Origin of the sequence: Bartonella bilalgolemi (assembly GCF_023500045.1) — a bacterium.
Lineage (GTDB): Bacteria > Pseudomonadota > Alphaproteobacteria > Rhizobiales > Rhizobiaceae > Bartonella > Bartonella bilalgolemii.
The window spans coordinates 55,686-82,590 of sequence record NZ_JAMCOF010000001.1; the positions used below are offsets into that span (position 1 = coordinate 55,686).

Annotated in this window: 22 protein-coding genes and 1 pseudogene; 15 read left to right on the top strand and 8 right to left on the bottom strand. The window is 33.1% G+C overall.

Translation table 11 applies throughout. From position 1 onward, the window contains the following. The first annotated feature begins 17 nt into the window (after positions 1 to 17). From trxA to M4Z11_RS00210, 6 genes and pseudogenes are all read left to right on the top strand, one after another. Entirely contained in the window at positions 18 to 341 is a 324-nt protein-coding gene (gene trxA, locus M4Z11_RS00180; RefSeq protein WP_249674179.1) for a thioredoxin, read from the top strand. 1,376 nt (positions 342 to 1,717) lie between these two features. Continuing rightward, positions 1,718 to 2,221 (top strand): invasion associated locus B family protein, encoded by a 504-nt coding sequence (locus M4Z11_RS00185; protein WP_249674182.1) that lies wholly within the window; start codon positions 1,718 to 1,720, stop codon positions 2,219 to 2,221. A gap of 39 nt (positions 2,222 to 2,260) precedes the next feature. Then, positions 2,261 to 3,490 carry a dual-specificity RNA methyltransferase RlmN gene (rlmN, locus tag M4Z11_RS00190; RefSeq protein ID WP_249674186.1) on the top strand — a complete coding sequence of 410 codons (1,230 nt, stop codon included), beginning with the start codon at positions 2,261 to 2,263 and terminating at the stop codon, positions 3,488 to 3,490. 751 nt (positions 3,491 to 4,241) lie between these two features. Continuing rightward, positions 4,242 to 5,400, top strand: a pseudogene (locus M4Z11_RS00200) (argininosuccinate synthase). A 373-nt stretch (positions 5,401 to 5,773) separates the two neighbouring features. Beyond that, on the top strand, positions 5,774 to 7,432 hold the full coding sequence (locus M4Z11_RS00205) for a lysine--tRNA ligase (RefSeq protein WP_409337869.1): 1,659 nt from the start codon (positions 5,774 to 5,776) through the stop codon (positions 7,430 to 7,432). Continuing rightward, positions 7,432 to 9,009 (top strand): peptide chain release factor 3, encoded by a 1,578-nt coding sequence (locus M4Z11_RS00210; protein ID WP_249674193.1) that lies wholly within the window; start codon positions 7,432 to 7,434, stop codon positions 9,007 to 9,009. Before M4Z11_RS00205 ends, M4Z11_RS00210 begins: the two co-directional genes overlap by 1 nt. A gap of 340 nt (positions 9,010 to 9,349) precedes the next feature. On the opposite strand, the gene lptB is transcribed toward M4Z11_RS00210, so the two are convergent. The 3 genes from lptB to lptC form a co-directional block, all read right to left on the bottom strand. Beyond that, positions 9,350 to 10,144, bottom strand: a complete 795-nt coding sequence (gene lptB / locus M4Z11_RS00215; protein WP_249674196.1) for an LPS export ABC transporter ATP-binding protein — start codon at positions 10,142 to 10,144, stop codon at positions 9,350 to 9,352. A gap of 6 nt (positions 10,145 to 10,150) precedes the next feature. Then, positions 10,151 to 10,747, bottom strand: a complete 597-nt coding sequence (locus M4Z11_RS00220) for an LptA/OstA family protein (protein WP_249674198.1) — start codon at positions 10,745 to 10,747, stop codon at positions 10,151 to 10,153. A gap of 66 nt (positions 10,748 to 10,813) precedes the next feature. After that, entirely contained in the window at positions 10,814 to 11,464 is a 651-nt protein-coding gene (gene lptC, locus M4Z11_RS00225; RefSeq protein WP_249674200.1) for an LPS export ABC transporter periplasmic protein LptC, read from the bottom strand. A gap of 219 nt (positions 11,465 to 11,683) precedes the next feature. Between lptC and M4Z11_RS00230 the strand changes: the two genes are divergently transcribed. The 7 genes from M4Z11_RS00230 to M4Z11_RS00260 all read left to right on the top strand — a co-directional run bounded on the left by M4Z11_RS00230 (position 11,684) and on the right by M4Z11_RS00260 (position 17,135). Continuing rightward, positions 11,684 to 11,962 (top strand): integration host factor subunit beta, encoded by a 279-nt coding sequence (locus M4Z11_RS00230; RefSeq protein ID WP_249674966.1) that lies wholly within the window; start codon positions 11,684 to 11,686, stop codon positions 11,960 to 11,962. A gap of 8 nt (positions 11,963 to 11,970) precedes the next feature. Then, positions 11,971 to 12,282, top strand: a complete 312-nt coding sequence (locus M4Z11_RS00235; RefSeq protein ID WP_249674203.1) for a LapA family protein — start codon at positions 11,971 to 11,973, stop codon at positions 12,280 to 12,282. A gap of 159 nt (positions 12,283 to 12,441) precedes the next feature. Continuing rightward, on the top strand, positions 12,442 to 13,374 hold the full coding sequence (locus M4Z11_RS00240) for a class I SAM-dependent rRNA methyltransferase (protein ID WP_249674205.1): 933 nt from the start codon (positions 12,442 to 12,444) through the stop codon (positions 13,372 to 13,374). Between the two features lie 2 nt (positions 13,375 to 13,376). Further along, on the top strand, positions 13,377 to 14,225 hold the full coding sequence (locus tag M4Z11_RS00245) for a TrmH family RNA methyltransferase (RefSeq protein WP_249674207.1): 849 nt from the start codon (positions 13,377 to 13,379) through the stop codon (positions 14,223 to 14,225). Continuing rightward, positions 14,222 to 14,698: a signal peptidase II gene (gene lspA, locus M4Z11_RS00250; RefSeq protein WP_249674208.1), complete on the top strand. Its 477-nt coding sequence runs from the start codon at positions 14,222 to 14,224 to the stop codon at positions 14,696 to 14,698. The genes M4Z11_RS00245 and lspA overlap by 4 nt, the downstream gene beginning before the upstream one ends. A 695-nt stretch (positions 14,699 to 15,393) precedes the next feature. Further along, the gene (locus M4Z11_RS00255; protein ID WP_249674210.1) at positions 15,394 to 16,167 is read left to right on the top strand and encodes a Bax inhibitor-1/YccA family protein; all 774 of its coding nucleotides are present in this window, start codon (positions 15,394 to 15,396) and stop codon (positions 16,165 to 16,167) included. Positions 16,168 to 16,301: 134 nt separating this feature from the next. Then, positions 16,302 to 17,135, top strand: coding sequence for an endonuclease/exonuclease/phosphatase family protein (locus tag M4Z11_RS00260; RefSeq protein WP_249674212.1), 834 nt, complete (start codon positions 16,302 to 16,304; stop codon positions 17,133 to 17,135). Here the strand turns inward: M4Z11_RS00260 and polA are convergent. The 5 genes from polA to M4Z11_RS00285 all read right to left on the bottom strand — a co-directional run bounded on the left by polA (position 17,132) and on the right by M4Z11_RS00285 (position 23,838). Continuing rightward, positions 17,132 to 20,038, bottom strand: a complete 2,907-nt coding sequence (gene polA / locus M4Z11_RS00265; RefSeq protein WP_249674214.1) for a DNA polymerase I — start codon at positions 20,036 to 20,038, stop codon at positions 17,132 to 17,134. The genes M4Z11_RS00260 and polA overlap by 4 nt on opposite strands. Before the next feature lie 309 nt (positions 20,039 to 20,347). Then, positions 20,348 to 21,055, bottom strand: coding sequence for a DNA polymerase III subunit epsilon (dnaQ, locus tag M4Z11_RS00270; protein WP_249674217.1), 708 nt, complete (start codon positions 21,053 to 21,055; stop codon positions 20,348 to 20,350). A gap of 4 nt (positions 21,056 to 21,059) precedes the next feature. Next, a complete protein-coding gene (gene coaE, locus M4Z11_RS00275; RefSeq protein WP_249674219.1) occupies positions 21,060 to 21,662 on the bottom strand; it encodes a dephospho-CoA kinase in 603 nt (200 codons plus the stop codon). 750 nt (positions 21,663 to 22,412) lie between these two features. Beyond that, complete coding sequence (locus tag M4Z11_RS00280) at positions 22,413 to 23,009, bottom strand: Maf family nucleotide pyrophosphatase (protein WP_249674221.1); 597 nt, start codon at positions 23,007 to 23,009, stop codon at positions 22,413 to 22,415. Then, positions 22,975 to 23,838: a pyruvate, water dikinase regulatory protein gene (locus tag M4Z11_RS00285; RefSeq protein WP_349628726.1), complete on the bottom strand. Its 864-nt coding sequence runs from the start codon at positions 23,836 to 23,838 to the stop codon at positions 22,975 to 22,977. Before M4Z11_RS00285 ends, M4Z11_RS00280 begins: the two co-directional genes overlap by 35 nt. Positions 23,839 to 24,307: 469 nt before the next feature. Between M4Z11_RS00285 and rho the strand changes: the two genes are divergently transcribed. Together rho and mnmE are read left to right on the top strand one after the other, a co-directional pair. Then, the gene (gene rho, locus M4Z11_RS00290) at positions 24,308 to 25,573 is read left to right on the top strand and encodes a transcription termination factor Rho (protein ID WP_249674224.1); all 1,266 of its coding nucleotides are present in this window, start codon (positions 24,308 to 24,310) and stop codon (positions 25,571 to 25,573) included. A 24-nt stretch (positions 25,574 to 25,597) separates the two neighbouring features. Beyond that, positions 25,598 to 26,905, top strand: a complete 1,308-nt coding sequence (gene mnmE / locus M4Z11_RS00295) for a tRNA uridine-5-carboxymethylaminomethyl(34) synthesis GTPase MnmE (RefSeq protein ID WP_249674226.1) — start codon at positions 25,598 to 25,600, stop codon at positions 26,903 to 26,905.

Sequence of the window (26,905 nt, forward strand, 5' to 3'; positions counted from 1 at the left end):
CAGTAAAGGATAAATCAATGACATGTATAAAAATTGATAGCAGCAACTTTGAAAGTGAAATTCTCACTTCTCCTCTTCCTGTCGTTATTGATTTTTGGGCAGAATGGTGTGGTCCTTGCAAAAGCATTGCACCAATCCTTGATGAAATTGCAACAGAAATGCAAAACCAAATTAAAGTTGCTAAAATTAACATTGATGAAAATCCAGAATTGGCTACCCAATATGGAATACGATCGATTCCTACTTTATTGATGTTTAAAAATGGAAAGGTATTATCCAATAAAGTTGGCGCTGCTTCTAAAGGACATCTTGTTGAATGGATTAAAAATAACCTTGGTTAAATTCTTTCGTGACTCTTTTTCTACAATAAAGGAGCTCAAGTTGCTCCTTCTCATTAAAAAAACAGTTTTTCTAGAATTGTAAGCTTAAGCTATTAAAATTCTTCACAATAAGTATGTTAATTGCTCTATGTATCAAATTGTTTATTGTATTATTGATTATGATTTATAATAAATGGTAAATAAGGTTATGAGCTTATATTTTCTTGAAAAATATGAGCCTTAAAAGTACTAATGTTGTTTTAGCTTACGATGTATCAACTTTATCAATACAATTTAAGAAACAAGAAAATTATTTAAAAGATGATGAGTTATTATTAAAGTTGAAAAAACTGATAAATGCATCAGACAATAGTTTTTATTATTGATGTAATTATAATGGTTAATGCTTATTCGTTTTTTCAATTTCTACTTAGATTAATTTTTTAACTAATTATTGTAGTGATTATTTTTTATCTCTTATAAATTAAAAATAAATATGTATGTAAATATCAAAATTTTTAAAATTATTATCGCTTAAGTAAGTATGTAGATGTTTAGAAAGAAAATAAACTATAGATACTAAGTAAATTAATTGCGACGAACATAATTATTTCGATACTTAAGAAAAATTCGAAAAAAATTTACAAATTTTAGCTAAAAAGTTGCTAAGCTAATAGATCTTGATGAACAGCTGATTTTTAAGGTTATTTTACATTATGAGGAATTGGAATCAACAAATGTAGGAAATGGTATTGATTTTAAAACTCTTGATAACGAATCGATTTTGTTTTTCTCCTTTAATACCAAAGCGCACTAATTCAAGTTATTTGAAAACTTTTTAAAGACTTTGTCAAAAATTACTCACGCTTTACGTTATCCTGCTGTTATTCAGAAATGGCAATGTACACGTGATGTCAATGCATTTTATACTATATTGACTCAATATCTAACATCTCATACAATTTTTAAAAAAATAAAAATTATAATGTGAAATATTCTATAAATTTAATCAAAATAAAAACGATGTGATCTATTTCAGAAATTTTTCTCTTAATTTTTATTGTCACGAATTATCCTTAAATCAAAGTAGCTTTATGGAGAAAAAAGTTATTTTTGTGAATATTATTCTTCCCTATTTTATTTTGTATCATTCTGGTTGATGATTTTATAACAGATACAAAAGTCTTAATGTTTAAAAAAATCTAACTATTGAATAAAAAATTCATGTTTTAGTAATAACTAAAAGGTCACAATTGAACAAAAGACTTATTTTGACTAGAATAATATTTTCTTTTGTGAACAATTGAAAAATTTACCTTATATATTACACCGGCTTTTATTAAAATTTGCTAATGTAAAGAAATTTTTAAGAAAATAAAAAAGTGAGTGAGATGAAGATGTTGAAAAAGATTTTTATTGTTGTATGTACTATGATTATGATTTTTATTGGTCCAGCTTGGGCACAAACACCAAATCGTTTACAGCAGTTTGAAGCTTGGGGAGCTTATTCTTATAAATCACCAGAAAATATGATCTGTTATATATTATCAGTTCCTTTAAAAGCACTCCCGGCAACCGTTAAGCATGGCGATAATTTCTTTTTGGTAACCAAACGTTCTAATTCCCCTGTTTCGTTTGAGCCACAGTTTATGGCTGGTTATACCCTTAAAGAGGGATCAAAAGTTACTGTTACCATTGGAGATAAGAATTTTGACTTTTTTACAAAGGATTCATCTGCTTGGTTAACGTCATCAGGAATGGAAAAACAGCTTGTTGCGGCTATGCGTTCAGGAGCAAATATGACAGTGAGAGCTATCTCAAAACGAGGGACTCATACTACCTATACTTATTCTTTAAAGGGAGTAACTGCTGCGTTAAATATGGCGCAAAAATGTCACTAAACATTTGTAATTCTAAAATAGCTGATAAAATGGAAAACCATGGCTATTTCATATGACCTTAGATCTGTTGAAACAGATCAAATACTAAAAGCAAAGAATACTATAGTAACGAAACAACCTAAATTACCTTTAATTGGTTTATCGCAAGATGAAATGGCACAGGTTTTACGGGTGGTTGGTATTCCAGAACATCAAACGCGAATGCGTGTACGTCAACTTTGGCATTGGCTTTATATACGTGGGGTTTCTCATTTTGATGAGATGTTAAATATTTCTAAACCAATGCGGGAGATGCTTAAAGATCATTTTTCTATTGCACGTCCCGAAATTGTTGCGGAACAAATATCACAAGATGGTACTCGTAAATGGCTTTTACGATTTCCAGCTTATGGAGCTGGGAGACCTGTTGAAATTGAAATGGTTTATATCCCTGAAGAAGGGCGTGGTACTTTGTGTGTGTCATCTCAGGTAGGATGCACATTAACGTGTTCTTTTTGTCATACGGGAACACAAAAACTTGTTCGCAATCTAACAGTTGAAGAGATTTTAGTGCAATTATTGGTTGCTCGTGATTGTTTAGGTGATTTTCCTGATAAAAATACACCTGATGGTGCGATTATTCCAATTGAAGGACGTAAAATTACTAATATTGTTATGATGGGCATGGGAGAACCGCTTTATAATTTTGAAGCAGTTAAAAAAGCTTTATTAATTGCTTCTGATGGCAATGGACTTTCTTTGTCGAAACGTCGAATTACCCTTTCAACCAGTGGAGTGATTCCTGGAATTATACGAACAGGAAAAGAAATTGGTGTTATGTTAGCGATTTCACTCCATGCAGTGCATGATACATTGCGAGATATACTTGTTCCAATTAATAAAAAATATCCTCTTGCTTTGTTAATGGAAGCTTGCCGTAATTATCCTGGCCTTTCGAATGCTAAGAGAATTACATTTGAATATGTTATGCTGAAAAATGTAAATGATAGTTTAGATGATGCGAAAAAATTAATTCAATTGCTTAAAGGTATTCCTGCTAAAATAAATCTGATTCCTTTTAATCCATGGCCTGGAAGTAATTATCAATGTTCTGATTGGGAACAAATTGAACGTTTTGCTGATATCATTAATAAAGCAGGTTATTCTTCACCTATTCGTATGCCACGTGGACGTGATATTTTGGCTGCATGTGGGCAGCTTAAATCAGCTTCAAAGCGTTTATGTAAATCTGAACGTATGCGACTTGAAAATATAATTGATAATGTATAGATTCAATTTTTTCAGATAAGTAAGAGTAGAATAAAACTGGTAAAAATTCCTACAATAAATCAATTAAGAAAACGAATGCAAAAAGGATTGTGCAGAAAATTTTTAAAAAGTTTATTTGTCATAAAAACCATAGAAATTATAATAGGAAAAGAAATAGGAATATTAAGAAATTCCTTAAATAAGTAATTTTTGTGTAACCATAGGATCATTAACATTGATGAATTGTGGCAAGAAAGTTACTTTAAAAAACAACTTTAGGATTTAAGAGATTCATTCCAATACCGGTTAATTAATTGCGTTTAAGATTATAGCGTTCTGAAAATGTTTTTTTAAAGAAAATATTGAATATTAACGCAAAATTTGAAAAGTAAGCCATAAAAGCGCGTAGTAATGTGAAAAGAAGTGCTGATAAGCTGTAACTGCAACGATAACTTGGATAGTAAAACCTATTGCACTTCCGAAAGCGCATATCATTTCAGCTTATTTAGCTTATGCAATGATAAGCTCCACTGAAAAAATAATATCAGATTCTGGAATAATAACCAAAACTAACATTGCTAGGGCCAAATTGTACAACAATAGACCATTCTCGAGTAAAAATGATATACTAATTTCTTTTATGCTTAAAAATAAGTGGTCGTGACTTATATCTTTTATAGACTTTTTCTTTACACTTTTTCATTTTTTTGCATCTTTTGTATGTTGATTTAAAAAAGTTGTTTTAGCTTATTCAGGGGGATTAGACACATCAATCATTCTCAAATGGTTGCAAAGTCAACTAGAGGCTAAAGTTGTAACTTTTACGGCAAATTTAGGTTAAAGAGAAGAACTAGAACTTGCACATCGTAAAGCCGAAATGCTTGGTGTTAAAGAAATTTATATTAAAAATTTATGGGAAAAATTTGTGCGTAATTTTGTGTTTCCGATGTTTCGAGAAAATGCAGTTTATGAAGGAGTTTATCTTTTAGCAATGTCGATTGCTCGTCCACTTATTTCAAAATGTCTTGTTGAAATTACCAAAAAACCCAATGCAGATATTAGCGCTCATGGAGAAACGGGGAAAGGCAATGATCAAGTACGTTTCGAACTTTCTGCTTATGCTCTTAATCCTGATATTAAAATTATTACTCCTTGACGTGATTGGAATTTTAAAAGTCGAACAGATTTAATTGAATTTGCACATGCGCATCAAATTCCGGTAGAGAAAGATAAACAAGGTGAAGTGCTTTTTTCAGTGGATGCAAATTTATTGCACTCATCATCGGAAGAAAAAATTTTAGAAGATCCAGAAATTTCTGCTCCTGAATATTTCTATATGCGTACTTTTTCACCAGAAGCTGCACCAGTTCAAGCAACCATAATCACGATTGGTTTAAAAAAGGATATGCTATTTCAATTAATGGAGAAGTTTTATTTCCGCGGATTTGTTAAATCAATTAAATAGTTATGGGCGTGAAAATGGTATTGGCTGATTAGATTTAGTAGAAAATCGCTTTGTAGGTATAAAATCACGTGATATCTATGAAACACTAGGAGAAATTATTCTTTTAACAGCTCACCGAGCAATAGAATCCTTGACATTGGATCGTGGTGCAGCTCACTTAAAAGATGAATTAATGCCACGTTATGCGGAACTTATTTATTAAGGTTTTTTGTTTTCACCTGAGCGTAAAATATTACAAGCAACTATTGATTTATTTCAAGAAAATGTTGAAGGAGAAATAACACTAAAATTTTATAAAGGAAATGTGATTATTGAAGGTCGCTAAAGCAAAAAATCACTTTATTCTGATAAGCTAGTGTCTTTTGAAAATGACTAAGGTGCTTATGATCAAAAAGAGGCAGCAGGCTTTATTAAATTGAATGCATTGCGCTTACGAACATTAGCAGCGCGTTCCTCAAAATTATAAAATCCAAGTTTTATAAAAAAGGTTTTATATAAAAAACCTTTAATTCAGTGTTTTCTTTAACTTATTTTTTAGTAAATGTGTCATTATCCGATTTTTAGTTTGATGCTAGAGGATTTATTTCTTTTTTCATAAATATAATAGGAAAACTAAGATAATGATAATTAAAACATCAATAATTAAAATGAGTAAATTATGATTTATAATGCTTTAAGTTACATAAGATAAGGAAGCTATAATTAAAAATAGGGTATGTATTGATCATAATAAAAGTAAAATGAGAAGATTTTTGCTGCTTTTAAATGACTATTATTGACGAAAAAGTTTAACAATCATACACCTTGTCATTAAGTAATTTATTTTTAGGATAAAGATGATGGATAATCCGTATGGTACCTATAACCTTCCACTTGAATTAATAGATTCAGCAGCTCAATCAAAAGCTTGGCCGTTTGAAGAAGCGCGTAAGCTTATTAAGCGCTACGAAAAAACCGGCTATCCAGAGCATATTTTATTTGAAACAGGTTATGGACCTTCTGGTTTACCACATATTGGAACTTTTGGAGAAGTTGCACGTACAACTATGGTGCGTCATGCGTTTCATATTCTTACCGAAAACAAAATTAAAACAAAACTTCTTTGTTTTTCTGATGATATGGATGGTTTGCGCAAAGTTCCTGATAATGTGCCTAATCGAAAAAAAATGGAAGACTATCTTGGTCAACCGCTTAGCCGTGTCCCTGATCCTTTCGGAGATGTGTATCCTTCTTTTGGGGCTGCTAATAATGTACGTTTACGTACTTTCCTTGATCGTTTCGGTTTCGACTATGAATTTGCTAGTGCTACTGATTATTATAATTCAGGCTGTTTTGATGAAACACTTTTAAGAATACTTGCCTATTATGATAAGGTTATGGAAATTATTCTACCAACATTGGGTGAGGAACGGCGAACAACTTATTCACTTTTTTTACCTATTTCTCCATTTTCTGGAAAAGTATTACAAGTCCCAATGATTGCTCGAAATGTTGAGAAAGGAACTGTGACCTATATCGAACCTGAAACAGGTGATCTCATTGAAACAGAAATTACAGGTGGAAAAGTTAAGTGTCAGTGGAAAGTGGATTGGGCAATGCGCTGGACTGCACTTGGAATTGATTATGAAATGGCGGGAAAAGATCTTATCGACTCAACAAATCTTTCTTCTAAAATTTGCAAAATTCTTGGTGGAAAGCCTCCTGAGGGATTTAATTATGAGCTTTTCTTGGATGATAAGGGACAGAAAATTTCCAAATCTAAAGGAAATGGTTTGACTATTGATGAGTGGTTAACTTATGCACCAACAGAAAGTTTAGGACTCTATATGTTTTTAAAACCAAAAACAGCAAAACGGCTTTATTTTGATGTTATTCCAAAAGCTGTTGATGAATATTATGCACATCTTTCAGCTTATGAGCATCAGCAATGGAAAGAGCGTCTTAATAATCCCGTATGGCATATCCATCATGGGTGTCCTCCTCAGGTCAACTTACCTGTTTCTTTTGCTATGCTGTTAAATTTGGTCAGTGCTTCTAATGCTGAAAATAAAGAAGTGCTTTGGGGATTTATTTCTCGTTATGCTAAAGAAGCTAACGCGCAAATACATCCAATACTTGACCAGTTAGTGGAATTTGCTCTTAAATATTTTGATATTTTCGTAAAACCAAATAAAAAATTTCGTATACCCGATGAAAATGAACGTTCAATATTGATTCAAATTGATGCAAAATTGGCTAGTTTGTCAAAAACTGTTGATGGAAATACCCTTCAAAATGCACTTCTTGATATCGCACGCTTGACGGAACGTTATCAAGATCATAGCAAAAAAAGTCCAGAAGGAGGGCCTGGTGTTTCAAGTGTGTTTTTTCAAATGCTTTATGAAGTGCTTTTAGGACAGGAACGAGGACCACGACTTGGATCATTTATAGCGCTGTACGGAATTGATGAGACACGCGCACTCATTGCTTCAGCACTCGCGCGATCGGTGGAGGAATAATGGAACGTAGAGTGCAAGAAGTAAAACGACGACGTACATTTGCGATCATTGCGCATCCTGATGCGGGAAAGACAACCCTAACAGAAAAGCTGTTATTATTTGGTGGTGCTATTCAGCTGGCTGGTGAGGTAAAAGCAAAAAAAGACCGTATTCAAACCCGTTCTGATTGGATGAACATTGAACGTGACCGTGGTATTTCTGTTATCACATCAGTAATGACATTTGAATATCAAAATCATATTTTTAATTTGTTAGATACCCCAGGTCATGAAGATTTTTCTGATGATACATATCGTACTTTAACAGCTGTTGATAGTGCGATTATGGTACTCGATGGGGCACGCGGAATTGAATCGAGAACACTCAAACTGTTTGAAGTATGCCGAATGCGCGATATTCCTATTGTTACTTTTGTTAACAAAATGGACCGTGAAGCACGTGATCCCTTAGAAATTTTAGACGAAATTGAAGAAAAACTTGCGCTTGATACTGCTCCAATTACTTGGCCTATTGGTATAGGAAAGAATTTTGTTGGCACTTTTGATCTTCATCATAATTGTTTTCGCCAACAAGACCATGAGGTTATTTCACAAACGATTTCTGATCTTCATGAAGTCGCAAATTTGCTTCCTGAAAATCAGCAATCACTCTTTGTTGAAGGAGTAGAGCTTGCTCGCAGTGCTTGCAAAAAATTTAATCTTAGAGCTTTCTGTGAAGGGCATATGACACCTGTTTATTTCGGCTCAGCTTTACGAAATTTTGGTGTTCGTGATTTGATTAATGCATTAGTTGATTTTGGTCTAAGCCCTCGTGATCAGGTAGCTGATCAACGTAATGTAATGGCTACTGAACCCAAAATGACCGGTTTTGTCTTTAAAATTCAAGCTAATATGGATCCCAATCATCGTGATCGTATTGCATTTTTGCGGGTGTGTTCAGGAACACTTGAACGCGGCATGAAGACGAAGTTAGTGCGGACAGGAAAATCAATGACAATTTCAACACCGCAGTTTTTCTTTGCTCGTTCACGCCAAATTGCTGATAAAGTGTATGCTGGTGATATAGTAGGTATCCCTAACCACGGAACTTTGCGTATTGGAGATACCTTGACTGAAGGAGAGGATATTCTCTTTAAAGGTGTACCAAATTTTGCACCAGAAATTTTACGTCGCGTTCATTTAAGCGATCCCATGAAAGCAAAAAAACTAAAAGAAGCTTTGCAACAAATGGCTGAAGAGGGAGTAGTACAATTATTTATCCCTTATGATGGTTCGCCCGCTCTTATTGGTGTAATTGGTGCTTTGCAAATTGATGTTTTGACAGAACGGCTTAAAGCAGAATATTCTCTACCTGTGAGCTTTGAATTATCGCGCTTTAACGTATGTCGTTGGATTTCTGCAGAAAATAAAGAAGAACTTAAAAATTTTCTTACTTGTCATCAATCCGCTGTTGCACATGATTTGGACAGTGATCCAGTTTTTTTAGCAGAAAATCATTTTTCGTTAAATTATGAAGCAGAAAGAGCGCCAAAAATTAAATTTGTAGCTTTTAAAGATTATCAGGTACGTTATAAATAAAAAAGGTGCTTTGATTAAAAAAATAAATTATTATAAATAAAAAAAGTCAAAAATGAGCTATTTGAGCTATTATTTTTTTGTTAAGTTTAAAAAGTTTATAATTAACTAGACTATTATTTTTCTAATCTTTATGAAACACTGACACTTTATACGACAATACTTTTATTAATTTTAACATTTTAACGATAGCATCACGATTTCTTACAAAAATATATATTTATATTGCTTCTATTAAAACAGAATAAAGTCCCCATTAAAATCAATAAATACTATTGACTACAACAAAAAATTGTATCCATTATAAGATTTTTAAATTTGAATATTCTTCAGAAACGGAAAACTAAAGAGAAAACTGATTTCCCAAATAAATTTTACGAACATCAGCATTATTGATAATGTCGTCCGGACAACCATGAACTAATACTTTTCCTGCGTGAATAACATAAGCACGATCAACAAGCTCCAATGTTTCGCGCACATTATGATCCGTTACTAAAACGCCGATACCACGTTGAGTTAAATAACGAACAAGCTGTTTAATATCAGAAATAGCGATGGGATCAATTCCTGCAAATGGTTCATCAAGTAACATAAAATTAGGGCGAGAAGCTAAAGCTCGTGCAATTTCAAGACGCCTGCGTTCACCTCCCGATAAAGAAAGAGCTGGCATTTTGCGTAAATGATCAATTTTAAATTCATGCAAAAGCGCATTCAACTCTTCACAGCGTTTAAAGCGATCCTTTTGAATCAATTCCAAAACAGCTTTAATATTATTTTCTACTGAAAGACCACGAAAAATTGAAGCTTCTTGAGGTAAATATCCAATCCCTAAACGAGCACGCCGATACATTGGCAAATGGGTAATGTCAAACCCATCAATCTCGATTGAACCGCCATCGGATTTAACTAAACCTGTAACCATATAAAAACAGGTTGTTTTGCCAGCACCATTAGGACCTAAAATACCGACAATCTCTCCAGCACAAATATTAAAAGAAACACGATTAACAACCTGTCTTCCTCGATAAACTTTAATTAAATTATGAGCAACTAAAGTCCTATGTGAGTTTTTTTTTAAAGCCTTATTCATAAGGTTGTGTTTAATTGTCTGCTTTTCTCTTTTGATTCCAAACATGAAATGTTAACGACCATTCTTGCTTGATTCTAAAATAATCGAAACACGATTCTTCTTTCCAGGCTCCTTACATCCTTCAAGAGAAGCTTTTCCTGTTTTCATATTAGCTGTTAATATGCACCCTTCAGCTACATTATCTCCATCAGTTAACACAACATTATTACCTGTTAAGATTATCATATTCGATTGTCCATCAAAAATAGCTTTATCACCCTTAGCAATTTGTGTTGCCATTTTGATGTAAACTTCACCTGAAGCTTCTACTTTTTTAATATCTGTCGAACCAATTTTTTCAGGAAAAATTGATTGTGTTCTCAACTGATCTATACCACCTGTTATATGCGCTTTATTATAATAAATAGCTAATTTTGACGTTTGTAAAAGCCGCTCACCCTGCATCACTGAAACATTGCCATTAAAAATAGCAATGCCTTCTTTATCACGTATTTCTAAAGAATCTGCGTAAAGCTCCATTGGCTCTTTTCCATTTAATCGATCAATTGCGAAATGAGTTATTGCGGCATATCCATTAATTGGTCCCAATATTGCCAAACTTAAAGCTAAGATACTTACTCGCTCTTTACATGATTTGTTTGTCTTCATTCTTGATTTTTTTTCTCGTATAAACCTACATATGCCTTCTATAAACACTACTCCAAATTCCTTCTGTTATTTTTCCTTCTGATCAAGAACAATACGTACTCCTTTTTGAAAATACATAATTTGCTCTTTCTCACAAATTTGCAGAGCATTCGCCATAAGATGAAAACCCGCACTTTGAATATTTACAGGTTGATCTGTATTAAATTGACTTTTAGATAAATCAATTTTTGCAGCTGTAAATTTTGCAATTATTCCATCTTTCGTTGTAACCGTAAAAGGTTCATCCAATTGTAAATGACTCCTAATATTATCATAAACTCCTTCTTGTGCATCAATAAAAATTTGCCCCCGTCCCTTTGTAGGCACTTCAGCTGTAATATTCTTTAACCCAATAATTCCAGAAGACTTATGATTTTGAAACGCTTTTTCTGCTTTAATCCTGTAAGGCTTATGAAAATTTGTATAGCCTTCTAATCTCGGATTAAGCATTGTTAATTGTGTTATTTTCTCTTCTTCATGATTCAAAAGCGCCTTATCAAAAGAAACAAAAATAGAAAAAAATGTAAACCAGCAAAAAATTAACGCTATAATCAATGCAAGAAGTGGTAAACAAATTTTTAGCAAGCGAACTTGATGGGAATGAAAATATGTTTTTTTTAAAACATCGCTAAAAGATGATTCTATCGAAAAAAATTCATATTGGTTATGCACAGTCATGTTTTTAATTTCTCAGATATTTCGTTTTTTTTATTTATAGAGTTTTTATAAGACATATTTTAAATTTTATTTATTGCAATCTTCCTTTTACTGGCTTTATTTTACTTTTAATGATTTATATATTGGAATATGCATATTATATATATGTAACGTGCATATATGAAACACACAATTGCAATAAAAAATCTTTTTTCGTATGAATATGAAAGAGAGGCTATTTTGGTTAAATCGGAACTTGTACAAATCATTGCTCGTCATAATCCGCATCTTATGCAACGCGATGCAGAAAATGTTGTAAGTGCTATTTTTGAAGAAATTTCAGCAGCTCTTGCTAATGGTCAACGTGTTGAACTACGTGGTTTCGGTGCTTTTTCTATAAAAGCACGTTCAGCCCGCAATGGTCGCAATCCACGAACAGGTGAAACTGTTATGATTGAAGAGAAATGGGTTCCTTTTTTCAAAACAGGAAAAGATTTACGTGACCGGCTTAATAAATGAGCAAATCCATGATCATTAAACGCTTTCTCTTAGCGGTTATTTTGGTGCCTATTACAGCTTTTTTGATTGGCTTCATCGTTGCTAATCGCCAAACCGTTACATTAACCCTTTATCCTTTTCAAAACAACTCTGAATATTTTACTTATCAAGCCCCTCTTTTTGTTTGGCTTTTTATTTTTTTTTGTTTCGGTATTTTGTTGAGTAGTATAACCAATTGGTTTGCACAACATAAAAACCGCAAAGCCTTAAAAGAAAGCAAAACTGAGATAGAGAAATTAAAAATATCAATTGCTAATAAATCTAATATAACGGCACTCTAGGAAAATTTCCTCTATAGTACCCGAAAGATAACAAATCTAGAGATATTTTCTCTTGTTTCCTGTACATAGTTTAATTAACTTACAGCTCTTAACCTTATAAGGACTTTAGCAAATATTTAAAATAATCCTTTTTTAGAACAATATATTACGACACTCAATATGCTTGCACAATGTTTCCAACCACGCTTTAGTAAAGTATACTCACGAGAGAAATTACCTTTTATTTTAGAAACAAAAACGAGCCCAGATTATGCTTTAATTGATTCTGGTAATGGAAAAAAACTAGAGCGTTATGGTTCCTACCGTATTATTCGACCAGAAAGTCAAGCACTATGGCAACCAGCTTTATCACAAAAAAATTGGGCTAATGTCGATGCAATTTTTACAGGTAACCGAGATGAAGAAGGAATTGGTCGTTGGTATTTCCCTAAAAAGCCTCTCGCTGAAACATGGCCACTTTCTTGGAATGGTTTATCTTTTCTAGGACGTTTTACTTCCTTTCGTCATGTCGGTGTTTTTCCTGAACAAGATGCTCATTGGCGTTCACTAGAAGAACAAATTATTAAAACCAACCGTCCTGTCAAACTGTTAAATCTCTTTGGCTATACAGGCATTGCTTCTCTAATTGGTGCACGTTCAGGCGCAATTGTCACCCATGTTGATGCTTCTAAAAAGGCTATCATTTGGGCGAAAGCTAATCAAGAAAAAGCAGGATTATTAGATCGTCCCATTCGTTGGATATGCGACGATGCAATAAAATTTGTTGAACGTGAATTACGCCGTCAAAAAAGCTATGATTTGATTCTCCTCGATCCTCCTGCTTATGGACGCGGACCTAATAACGAAATTTGGCAATTGTTTGATCACTTACCAACCATGATTAAAAACTGCCGCAAACTCTTATCGAACAAACCGCTTGCTGTCGTTCTCACAGTTTATTCTATTCGTGCTTCCTTTTATACATTTCATACTTTAATGCGTGATGCATTTACAAATCTTGGTGGTACAATAGAATCAGGAGAATTGATTTTGCGTGAAGAATCGGCTGGACGTGCTCTTTCTACTTCTCTTTTTAGCCGTTGGATTGCTTGAACATGTGTAAACAAAAAATCGGCAAAGTCAAAGAAATCACATCCCTTAGCAATCCTATCATTAAAGATCTTAAAGCGCTAAACAAAAAGAAAAATCGCAATCGAGAAGGTATCTTCATAGCAGAAGGACTAAAACTGGTCATTGATGCTTTAAATCTTGGTTGGACAATTCACACACTTATCGTTTCTAAAAATTCACTGAGTAATTCCATCATTGAAAATACCGCTGCAAACACTATAGCCAATGGTGGTTCTGTAATTAAAGCCTCACAAAAGGTTCTAGAATCCATTACCCACCGTGACAATCCACAAACAGTTGTTGGTATTTTTAAGCAACAATGGCACTCTATTGAAAAAATAATAAGACGAGTCGACGATGTCTATATCGCACTTGATCGTGTGCGTGATCCTGGAAATCTTGGGACTATCATCCGTACTGCTGACGCAGCAGGAGCAAAAGGAATTGTTTTGATTGGAGAAACAACAGATCCTTTTTCACCAGAAACAGTACGTGCAACGATGGGATCTATATTTTCCATACCACTTTATCGTTGTAATGAAAGTACTTTTCTAAATTGGTCTACCCATTTTAGAGGTATGATCGTTGGTACGCACCTTAAAGGACCTGTCGATTACCGCACAATTGATTTTAAAAATGGTCCGATTATACTTTTAATGGGAAATGAACAACAAGGTTTATCGGACGTTCTCGTAAATCACTGTAATAATCTGGCGCGCATCCCACAATGTGGACATGCAGATTCACTTAATTTAGCAGTCGCAACAGCTATTATGCTCTATGAAATTCGCCGTTCTTATTTAACTTTTGAATCATACAAGGATAAAAAATGACACGCAAGTCATTGCTCTTTCTTTTTTTCACCTTAATCTTTACAGTGGGGCTTGATCAGGCAATTAAATATTGGATTATGCATACCTTACAATTAGGGGCAGAAATACCGATTTTTTCTTTTATTTCTCTCTATCATGTCCGAAATTCTGGCATTGCATTTTCATTTCTTTCTTCGTATCCTCATTGGGGAATTGTTGCTCTTACGCTCATTATTATTGTTTTTCTTTTATGGTTGTGGAAAAATACTGAAAATGACAAATTTTTATCGCATTTTGGTATTACTCTTATCATTGGCGGAGCGATTGGTAACCTAATTGATCGCGTTCGCTTTCATTATGTCATAGATTACTTATTATTTCATATTAGTGATATTTTTTCTTTTGCTGTTTTCAATCTTGCTGATACTTTTATCACGCTTGGTGCTGTTGCTGTTTTAATTGACGAATTTTGTATACGGAATAAAAAAAATTAGATTCTTTAAATTCTACATTATCAGTTCCTGGCGTTTTTTAAAATTCTATGGGATTATAACAACGTAGGAAAGAGTTGTTTTTCAATGTTAGTGCGTAAACAGAAGTAAATAGAAAGGGTGTACTTTCTCGTAGATTTGTTAAGCTTCTTATGATTATAGGATATAGATAAAAGCTATTTAAAACCCTTTTACAAATTCTAAAACTAAAGATTAATGCTCACAGAAATCATCATTACAACTAATTATAAAAATTAATAGAGTTTACTTAAAAGAAAAAGAATTTAAAAGCGTTCTTTCCCCTTTGAATTGTATTGTATTCACTTTTTTCATTTTACAAGTGGTATAGAAAACATCAACCATATTATATTTATTTGATTATCCATTTTATTTTTCTTTAGGCATTAAAACTGACAAAATCCGTATCATTATCATGATATCGTTTTTTACATCAAGCACATTATAATTTAGACAAAAATAACCTTTCACTACTAATTTTTAAACTTTATTTCCAACAAAAAACTCTTGTAATTTTCAAATAAATCCCCATAATAGGGAGAAGTGTGCTAGAATTCCGCTAGGCCTTTAAGAGTATTTATATTTGCTTAATAAATAAAGGCTTATATTAAGAGCATAAAGGAGTGTAAGCTTCTTTTAACTTGAGTGCCTTACGGAAAATATGCTAAAGGACTTATATTATGGCTGATTTTAAAAATTTACGTTCGGCGTCTGTTTCTCATGCCGATGCATCAATTGATCAAGGGTTGCGCAGTTACATGCTGGGCGTCTATAACACGATGGCCATTGGTTTGCTTATTACAGCTGTTGCCGCTTACGCAATTGCGTCATTGGCTACAACAACAAATATGAGTCAAGCTGCAGCTCAAATTAATGGAAGTGTTTATTTAACATCATTTGGTGTGACGTTTTATATGTCACCGTTTTCTTATGTTATTATGTTTGCACCGCTTGTAGCCGTATTATTTCTCAGTTTTAAAATTAATACACTTAGTACTGGTGTTGCACGAAGCCTCTTTTTTGGCTACGCTACTCTTGTAGGACTCTCGCTATCGTCGATTATTCTGCGTTATACACCAGAAAGTATTGTACAGACATTTGTTATTACTTCTGCTGCTTTTGGTTCTTTATCACTATACGGTTATACTACAAAACGTGATCTCACAGCTGTAGGATCATTTTTGTTTATGGGTTTAGTTGGTTTAATGCTTGCTGTGGTTGTGAACATTTTTCTTGAGTCAAGCGCCTTGCAATTTGCGATCTCTGTAATTGGTGTTCTCGTTTTTGCTGGTTTAACGGCTTACAATACACAAAACATAAAGTTGATGTATTATGAAGGAGATGGATATGATACTCGTGGCCGTAAAATTATCATGGGTGCGTTGAATCTGTATCTTGATTTCATTAATATGTTTGTTTTTTTGTTGCAATTTCTTGGTTCAAACCGCGATTAATAAAAATTATAATTTAATCTAAAAGCCTTGTTTTCTTGGGAAAGCAAGGCTTTTTGTCTTTAATACTAAATGCTGTTTTTAAGCATACTAACACGACTAAATACTAGAAAATAAAATTTTATTGGCTTTTTACATTGATCCAGAAAAAATTTCATAACTCTTTATTAAGAACAACTTATAATCACTCTGGTTATCATAAAAATGTAATCAATCGTAATGATAACTACGATCTTACTGTAGCCTCTTATAATATTCATAAATGTGTTGGTGTTGATAAAATTTTTAATCCAACTCGTATTGTGCGTGTTATCACTGAATTACAAACAGACATTCTTGCTCTTCAAGAAGCCGATAGGCGTTTTGGAGAACGCACGGGTTTGATTGATCTTCAACTCTTAAAAGCTGAAACAGGGTTAATTCCAGTACCTCTAAAGACTATGTCACCGAATGGCCATGGTTGGCACGGCAATGCTCTTTTTTTGCGCCAAGGACGTATACATAATATCTCACAAATTACTTTACCTGGTTTTGAACCCCGCGGTGCTATAATTGTAGAATTAAAAATGAAATCAGGTTTTATTCGTGTTATAGCAGCTCACTTTGGTTTGTTCCGCCATTCTCGTAATAAGCAAGTAAAAATGCTTCTTGCGCTTCTTAAAAAATATTCTGTTATGCCTACACTTATCATTGGTGACTTAAATGAATGGCGTAAAGGTAAAGGCTCATCATTGAATTTTTTTTCCCCTTACTTTGATATCACATTTGGTAGCGTACCAAGCTTTCCTTCTCTCTTTCCTTTTTTAGCTCTTGATAGAATTTTTGCTTTTCCTCATCAATTAGTAATAAATGTTGAAAGCCATTATTCACCACTCGCGCGTATTGCCTCTGATCACTTACCCATCAAAGCATATCTTAACCTTTCAAAAGCAATGGCTACTCTTAAACATAAAATAAATGAAACAAATTAATGTGCTTCATCCCAATTTTGAGCCGCTATAACTTTCACTTCAAGCGGTACAGATAAAGATAGTGCCGGCATTGTAGCATTTTCCATAACTTTTCTAACGAGAATCGCAGTTTTTGTACTTTCGGATTTGGGTACTTCGAAAATGAGTTCATCATGTACTTGCAATAACATTTTAGCCGATAATTTTTCTTTTTCTAAAGCATTTTCTATTTGAATCATAGCACGACGAATAATGTCTGCTGCTGATCCTTGGATTGATGCATTGATAGCAGCTCGCTCATTAAAGGCACGAATTTGTGGATTAACTGCTTTTATTTCAGGATAGTGGATACGACGTCCAAAAATGGTCTCTACATAACCATGATGACGTGCAAATATTTTTATTTTTTCCATATAATCCTCTATTCCCGGAAATCTTTCAAAATATAGCTGAATATAATGGCTAGCTTCCTTGCGCGAAATTCCTAATTGATTTGCTAATCCAAAGGGCGAAATGCCATAAATAATACCAAAATTAATAGCTTTCGCACGCCGACGTATCTCTGAGGACATTCCTTCAACCGCAACTCCAAACATTTGCGATGCAGTCATAGCATGAATATCCTGACCTTGTGCAAATGCTTCTTTTAATGCCGTTATATCAGCAACATGTGCAAGGATACGTAATTCAATCTGACTATAATCAGCTGATAATAATAAATGTCCTTTTGGAGCAATAAAAGCTGTTCGGATTTTTCGTCCCTCAGCAGTTCGTACTGGAATATTCTGCAGATTAGGTTCTGATGATGACAATCGTCCTGTCGATGTCGTTGCTAGAGAATAATTTGTATGAACACGACCAGTTTTGGGCAAAATATAAGAAGGTAAAGCATCTGTATAGGTAGATTTTAGTTTTGTAAGTTGACGCCAATCAACAATTTTTCTTGGTAAAATATGGCCTTCAGCAGCTAACTCTTCTAAAGTTTGCGCCGATGTTGACCATTGGCCACTTTTCGTCTTAGCACCGCCAGGTAAGCCTATTTTACCAAAAAGGATATCTCCTAGTTGCTTTGGTGAAGCAATATTAAACTTTTCACCAACGAGCTGATAAATTTCCTCCTCTAAATTTAAAGCAGCCTGTGCCAACTCTCCTGAAAGGCGTGATAAAATCTGTCGATCAACAAGAATTCCACGTTCTTCCATTCTTGCGAGAATTTCTATTAATGGACGATCAAGACGTTCATAAATTTTTGTCATCTTTTGTGCAACAAGCTGTGGTTTTAATACTTGCCATAAACGAAGTGTTATATCAGCATCTTCTGCTGCATACAGAGTTGCCTGTTTCAAATCTATTTGTGCAAAAGAGTTTATTTTTCTTCCATTATAAGTCAAATCTTTATAAGTGATTGGCTTATGTTCAAGCCAACGTTCAGATAAAATATCCATACCATGTGTTGAAATTCCAGCCTCTAAAGCATAAGATAAAAGCATTGTATCGTCAAAAGAATGCATTACAATATCGTATTGTTTCATCACTAACCAATCATATTTTATATTTTGGCCAATTTTTAATACGGCTTGGTTTTCCAATATAGGTTTTAAAAGTGCTAAAGCTTTTTGTGTCTCAATTTGTGGAACAATACGCCCACCTCCCAAAAGATCATTCTCTCCTGCAACATGTTCAAGTGGAATATAGGCTGCTTTTCCAGGCTGTAAGGCCAATGAAAAACCAACAAGTTTTGCTTGCATAGGATCGAGAGAAGTTGTTTCTGTATCAAAAGCAAAATAACCTTGTTCTTTTGCTTCTAACAGCCATTCTTTTAGAGTTTCCTCATCAAGAATAGTCTTATAGGCATCTCTTGCAATTTTTTGAGTGAGAACTTGATCTTTGCGTTTTTGTGCTAAAATCTGTGGGGAATTCTCAGAAAAATCGTGAAATAAGGCTGTATCATCTTCCTTGGCACTCAAATCAGCCTCGAACGTAGTTTTTTTCCACTCAATATCTATCTCTAACGCATCAATAACCGCAGCATTACATGATGTCTCTTTTGCTACACGACGTGTTAGTGCTGTAAACTCCATAGCTTTCAAAAAGGCGATCAAACGCGGACCGTTTTGTGGTTCCAAAATAAAATGATCTAAGTTTTTATCTATAGGAACATCTGTTTTAAGTTTAACTAGTTCACGAGAAATTTTTGCTTGCTCACTATAAGCTTGGATATTTTCACGTCGCTTTATTTGCTTAATTTCTGTCACACGTTGCAGTAAAAGATCAAGAGAACCAAATTGATCTAATAATTGTGCTGCAATTTTTGGACCAATACCTGGTATACCTGGTATATTATCTGTTGGATCTCCAGTTAAAGCCTGCAAATCAATCATTTTTTCAGGAATTACACCCCATTTCTCTATGACTTCAGAGACACCTATATGCTTATCTTTCATGCTGTCATATAAAGACACATGCATGTTTACTAATTGCATCAAATCTTTATCAGAAGAAATAATAGTTGTTTTTGCTCCAACCTGTGTTGCTAATTGCGCATAGGTGGCAATTAAATCATCTGCTTCAAATCCTTCTTTTTCGAGACAAGGTAAATTAAAAGCTTCTGTTGCTTGTCGGATTAGTGCAAACTGAGGAATAAGATCCTCTGGAGGTGCTGCTCTATTGGCTTTATATTGAGGATAAATTTGCTTACGAAAAGTGTTAGATGAATAATCAAAAATGATAGCAATATGGGTTGGGACAATACCAATAGCGGTATTACGAGCATCACAGAGTAATTTCCATAGCATATTACAAAAACCAGCCACGGCTCCTACAGGAAGCCCATCCTTTTTGCGTTTTAAAGGTGGTAGAGCATGATAAGCACGAAAAATATAGCCTGATCCATCAACTAAAAAAAGGTGATCACTTTCTTTCATAACGATTTTATCTCTCCTTTTTCATACAAAGAAAATATACTTTTATGTTTTTGTTGATCCTATTTTAAAATTTGCTGGTTTTGCCTCTAAAAAGCCATTTTTTATTGTCATAGGTTTAGAATATCGTTGCGTTTTATGTTCAGTACCTAGAGCTTTTCTTTGCTGTTACAGGATATAATAGCTTTGTTTTGTTCCTCCTATGATAGCTGGGGTACAATGTAGCGATGAGGTCGTTGTGGTGTTCCCCTCCCCACAACGGCCGTATTTTTTTGAGAAATTTTTTGACAAAAACGCAGAACAGTTTTTGTTTTAAATGATTTCGAAGCGATTCCACAAAGCCTTATCACCTATCTTTTTAATTAAATTAGCATGCATATTTTTTTCCTGTTTACTTAATCTTTGAGGTAAAGCTTGAGAGCGAATTTTGACTGTATGAAAAGCATTCTTGCTATCTTGAACACTCATAACATCAAAACTTTCATAATTATCAAAACTAAATATACCTTGTTTTCCACCAATTAACTCAATATATACATCAGCGAGAATTTCTGCATCAAGTAGAGCCCCATGGAGTACACGATGACTATTATCAATTCCAAAACGTTTACATAAAACATCGAGGGAATTAGGTCCCATAGGAAATCTACGCCGTGCTATAGCTAATGTATCAATGACATTATCACTACTGACAAGAGGTTTATTAATTCGTTCTAATTCTGCGTTAAGAAAACCGATATCAAAATTTGCATTATGAGCAACGATTGTTGCATTATCAATAAAATCCAAAAGCGCATCAACGATATCATCAAATTTTTTTTCATCTTTTAAGCGTTCATTAGTTAATCCATGAATAGCGATAACTTCATCAGGAATGACAACTCCTTGTGGATTTAAATAAACATGAAATCGGCGTCCTGTAAGATAACGGTTGATCATTTCTATACAACCGATTTCAATTATGCGATCACTTTCTTTATTTAATCCTGTTGTTTCAGTGTCAAAAATAATCTCACGCATTGCTTTAGCTCTCTTTAGAAGCATCTTTTAATAGACTTTTTATCACCTGTAAAACTTGTTGACGAGTATCTTCTAAATCTTTCCCCGTATTAATAACAAAGTCAGCGTATTTTCGTTTTTGTTTATCAGATACTTGTCTAGTATTGATAATTGAAAATTTTTCTTCGTTCATATTTGGGCGATTCATTGCACGTGCCTTTTGTATTTCTGGTGGAGAAGATACAACAACTATACTATCAACACGGTTTTCACTCTTTGTTTCAAAAAGAAGAGGAATATCAAGAACAACTAATTTTTTTTTTTGTCGACGTGCTATATTAATAAATTCCTTTTCTTTTTTTTGTACCAAAGGATGAATTATTTTTTCTAAAATCTTTAATTTTTCACTGTTATTGACTAAAATCTCAGAGAGTTTTATACGATTAACCACGCCGTTTTCAATAACACCAGGAAAAGTGCGTTCTATAAGAGACACCGTTGGTTCACTGTTATAAAGTTGGTGTACAGCTTCATCTGCACTGAAAACAGGAATACCTGCTTGTTTAAAAAAATCAGCCGCTGTTGATTTTCCCATTGCTATTGATCCAGTTAATCCTATAATTTTCATAATTTATCTTCACACATGTTTTCTAAAATCGCTTTCCTCAATTTCTTTGTTATCAATGGTTTCATTCCAAACTATCGTATCAGTAACAACTTAATGTAAGAGCATTCTAAATCCATCGACTATTTTTATTTACTTGTTGTAAAGGATGTTATTAATAGAGTATGAACAATACCTGTTACCAATATTATTGGATAAGTTTTATAAAAATCACAATTTTTTTTCATTTTCACAAATGCTTGGCATAGTCTATATACTTCCCAAAATACTAACCAAATCCTCTGCATGTTGTTTTACACTACTAAGTAAAAAATTTGTTCAATTTTATGTTTTTTAAGAGTTACAGAATAGCATTTGCAACCACTACCTGTACTAAAAACGAAAGCTGTTTCTCCAACCCATTTAGGAAGAAACCGTAAGTATCATAATTTGTGGTGTAAAGTCTTTTTCTTAAAACTATATTGTATTAACAACACTGGCAATTACAGCTATCTGATCTTTATTAAGTTATTAAATTGAAAGCATTCTACTTATATAGTAAAGTAATATTACTTTCATAATAGTTTCTTCTTTTTATAGATAACAAGGGAATCTTTGAATTTTCCAAAGATTATCTTTTTTCCAATATATTCACTTATCAAATAGTATTGCTTGAGCCAAAAACTTTGAGATTTTAGTGATTTTGAATGATAAATTAAATAATCAACAGTAAAAACACTTAGATACATTTCCTTTTTATAATTTATTACCAAATTAGGCATCAATAATTCCTAAATGGCGTAGTTTTGTTAATAAAGGTAGTAAAGGTAAACCAACAATAGTAAAAAAATCTCCTTCAATTTTTTCAAAAAGGCGGATTCCTTCTCCTTCAATCTGATAGATTCCTGTACTTCTTAAAACATCTATTCCTACAAGTGCTAAATAACTTTCAATAAATTTTAGTGAAAGAGAACGTACTGTCATGTAAGCACTAAAAACATCGGACCAAATTTCTTCACCATTTTGAACTAAAGCAATAGCACTATGAAGAGTATGTTTTTTTCCTGATAAAATAAGTAAACGTTGATGTGCTTCCTTATCGTTTTTTACTTTATGAAGAATTTTACCTTCAAAATCAAAGATTTGATCACAACCAATTACTAATGCATTGGGAAAACGATCAGAAACATTTTTCGCTTTCATATTTGCAAGAAAACAACTGAGTTTTTCAGGATTCTTTATTTTTGTTGTTTTTTCTATTTCTCTTTCGTCAAAAGAAGCTCCTTCAACAGAAAATTTTAAACCAGCTTTTTTTAATAGTTGGGCGCGATAAGGACTAAGAGATGCTAATATTAATGTTTTTTTTATCATTTTTTTCTTTTTTTCCTTCGCGAAATTGTGATAAAAGTCCAAGAACAGCTGCGGCTGTCTCTTCAATGGAACGCCTTGTAACATCAATAATAGGCCAACAAAAACGTTCACAAATACGTTTTGTATAAATAAGTTCTTCTGCTATACTAATACGATTAGTATAACTCTCTATAAAAAAATCATCTCCTAAATCTCTATTTTCACGAATATGTGAAATTCTTTCAGCTGAAGCAATAAAACCAACAATTAAAGAATTACTTGCTTCAAAAATGGTTTTGGGTAAATCAATTCCTTGAATAAGAGGAATATTAGCAGTTTTTATTCCACGATTTGCTAAATAAATACTTGTTGGTGTTTTAGAAGTCCTTGAAATACCTATAAGAATTACATCCGCATCTAATAAACTATTAGGAGATTGTCCATCATCATGCTCTATTGTAAAATCTAAAGCTTTAATACGACGAAAATAATCTGCATTAAGTTCATGTTGTGCACTCACACGTAAATTTTTAGGTGTTCCAATATAAGATTGAAAGACGTTAAAAATAGGATATAATATATCAACACAAGGAATAGATATTTTTGCGCAAGTCTCATCAATCAACTGTTTAATTTCTTTATTTATAATCGTGTAAAGAACAATCCCTGGTTCTTTTTTTATCTCATTAATAACTCGCTGCAACTGCATTTTACTGCGAATCATCGGATAAACATGTTCTATAGCTTGCCTTATCTTATACTGCGATGCTACAGCTCTTCCAGCAGAAATTAGTGTCTCTCCCGTTGCATCAGAAATCATATGCAAATGGAAAAATTTTTTTTCACCCACAGAAAATTTAATCCCTTGTTAATCAATGTGTATAAAAATTTATAAATTTTTTAAAATTAAAATTTAGAAAAATATTATTATTATTATGCACAAATTCAAAAAAAATAATAAATAAATCTACCCTGTGGGAAAAAACAAGGATAATACTCTTAAAAGTTTATTTATTATTGTTTTTTTTTATTTTTCCCTGTTAATCAATCTGAGGATAAATAATAATTCACACTAAACACAGGTTTTAATAAGAAGAATCCTTTTAAATTTCAAGTTTATTTATTAAATGATATAATTACCTAAAATAACTTATGAAAAAATATTTTTAAAAGACAAATCTGTTTTTTCCTTAATATTTATGATTGAGTAATGCTTGCAGTTTAAAAGAGTTGAGTATATAATGTCTTTGTCTATAGGAATATTCTTTTCCTTTTAAAATTCTAGAAACATTTCCCCCATTAATCAAAGAGCATATTTTATGCAAGAAATGAAACTACAAGAACTCAAAAGTAAAAACCCAGTTGAACTTGTTTCTTTTGCTGAAACATTAGAAGTTGAAAATGCTTCATTAATGCGCAAACAAGAATTAATGTTTGCTATTTTGAAAAAACTTACCTTACAAAAGGTAGAAATTATAGGTGAAGGTGTTGTTGAAGTTTTACAAGATGGATTTGGATTTCTTCGATCTGCTGATGCTAATTATCTTCCTGGACCAGATGATATTTATCTTTCACCAACACAGATACAAAATTTTTCATTAAAGACAGGAGACACCGTTGAAGGGCCAATACGAGGGCCAAAAGAAGGAGAGCGTTATTTTGCTCTTCTTAAAGTTAATACAATTAATTTTGAAAATCCTGAAAAAATTCGTTATAAAATTCATTTTGATAATCTTACTCCTCTTTATTCAAATGAGCGTTTCCAGATGGAAGTACAAAATCCTACAGATAAAGATATGTCATCGCGAGTAATTGATTTGATATCTCCTTTAGGAAAAGGACAAAGAGGTTTGATTGTTGCACCACCGCGAACAGGAAAAACAGTTTTATTGCAGAATATTGCTCATTCTATTACAACGAATCATCCTGAATGTTATCTTATTGTTTTATTAATAGACGAGCGTCCAGAAGAAGTTACTGATATGCAACGTTCTGTGAAAGGAGAAGTTGTTTCTTCTACTTTTGATGAACCAGCAATACGTCACGTACAAGTAGCCGAAATGGTTATTGAAAAAGCTAAGAGATTAGTTGAATATGGACGTGATGTCGTTATTCTTCTTGATTCAATCACACGTCTTGGACGTGCATATAACACTGTTGTTCCTTCATCAGGAAAGGTTTTAACAGGTGGTGTGGATGCGAATGCTTTACAACGTCCTAAGCGTTTTTTTGGTGCAGCTCGTAATATTGAAGAAGGAGGATCTTTAACTATTATAGCAACAGCTTTAATAGATACGGGAAGCCGTATGGATGAAGTTATTTTTGAAGAGTTTAAGGGAACTGGTAATTCAGAAATTGTTCTTGATCGTAAAGTTGCTGATAAGCGTACTTTTCCAGCTATGGATATTCTTAAATCAGGGACACGTAAAGAAGAACTTTTAGTAGCTCGTCAAGATTTACATAAGATTTTTGTTCTTCGTCGTATATTAGCACCTATGAGTGTAACAGATGCTATTGAATTTTTAATTGATAAATTAAAACAAACAAAAAATAATAGTGAATTTTTTGATTCAATGAATACATGATTTTTAAAAATTAGGATTAAACTTGTGGATACAATCTTTGCTGTCTCAAGTGGGTTGTTACCTTCAGGAGTTGCAATTGTTCGACTTTCTGGTCCTCATGTTAGGAATATTGTTAAGACACTTTGTGGTTGTTTGCCTAAAGCGCGATTGATGCATTATGGAGATCTTATTGCTCATGATGGAAGCTTTTTAGATTCTGCTCTAACAGTTTTTTTTCCTGCACCTCATAGTTTCACAGGAGAAGATTGTGCAGAATTTCATTTACATGGAAGCAAAGCAGTTGTTAATCGTTTTCTTGATGAATTAACTACTTTTAAAAACTGTCGTCTTGCAGAAGCGGGAGAATTTTCACGTCGAGCATTTATTGAAGGTAAATTAGATTTAATACAAGCAGAAAGTCTTGCTGATTTAATACAAGCAGAAACGGAAAGTCAAAGACGTTTAGCTATTATAGGGACAAATGGTACTTTAACGAAACTTTATCGTGATTGGCGCCAAAAACTCATAACAGCACGTGCTTTAATAGAAGCAGATCTCGACTTTTCTGATGAAAGTGATATTCCTAATTCCGTATCTGATAAGGTTTGGCAAGATATAGAGAAACTTCGTCATTCACTATATGAACATATTTCTGCAGGAGAGCGTGCAAGTGTTTTAAATGATGGAATCAGAATTGCTATAGTAGGTGCTCCAAATTGTGGAAAATCAAGTATTATCAATCGTCTTTCTGGAAGATCTATTGCTATTGTTTCGGAAGAAGAAGGAACAACACGTGATGCTTTAGAAGTTAGATTAATACTTGGTGGTCTGCCTGTTTTTTTTACCGATACTGCTGGTTTAAGAAAAACAGAAAATAAAATAGAATTATTGGGAATAGAAACTGCAAAAAAACACATTATAGAAGCTGATTTAGTTATTTTTGTTTATGATATGAATAATCCTCAAGAAGTTAATTTACCAAAGACTTCAGCTGAAATTTGGCATGTGGGTAATAAACTTGATCTTTGTGAAGGGGATAAAACACGCTGGCCAATACAATTTTCGACATTAAATGGTTTAAATTTTGATTATTTTATAAAAGAAATTGAATTATTTTGTCTACACCGTAGCACTGAAATTGGAAATGTTATTCCAGCAAGAAAAAGGCAACTTCAATTATTGAAGGAGGTTTTTGAAGAAATTAATGCATCATTGAATTCTTTTTCTCTTGATTTAAGTTTACGTGCAGAACACCTTCGTCGAGCGAGTCATGCGCTTGGACGAATTACAGGTGATATAGATATTGAAGATTTACTTGATACTATTTTTTCACGATTTTGTATCGGTAAATAA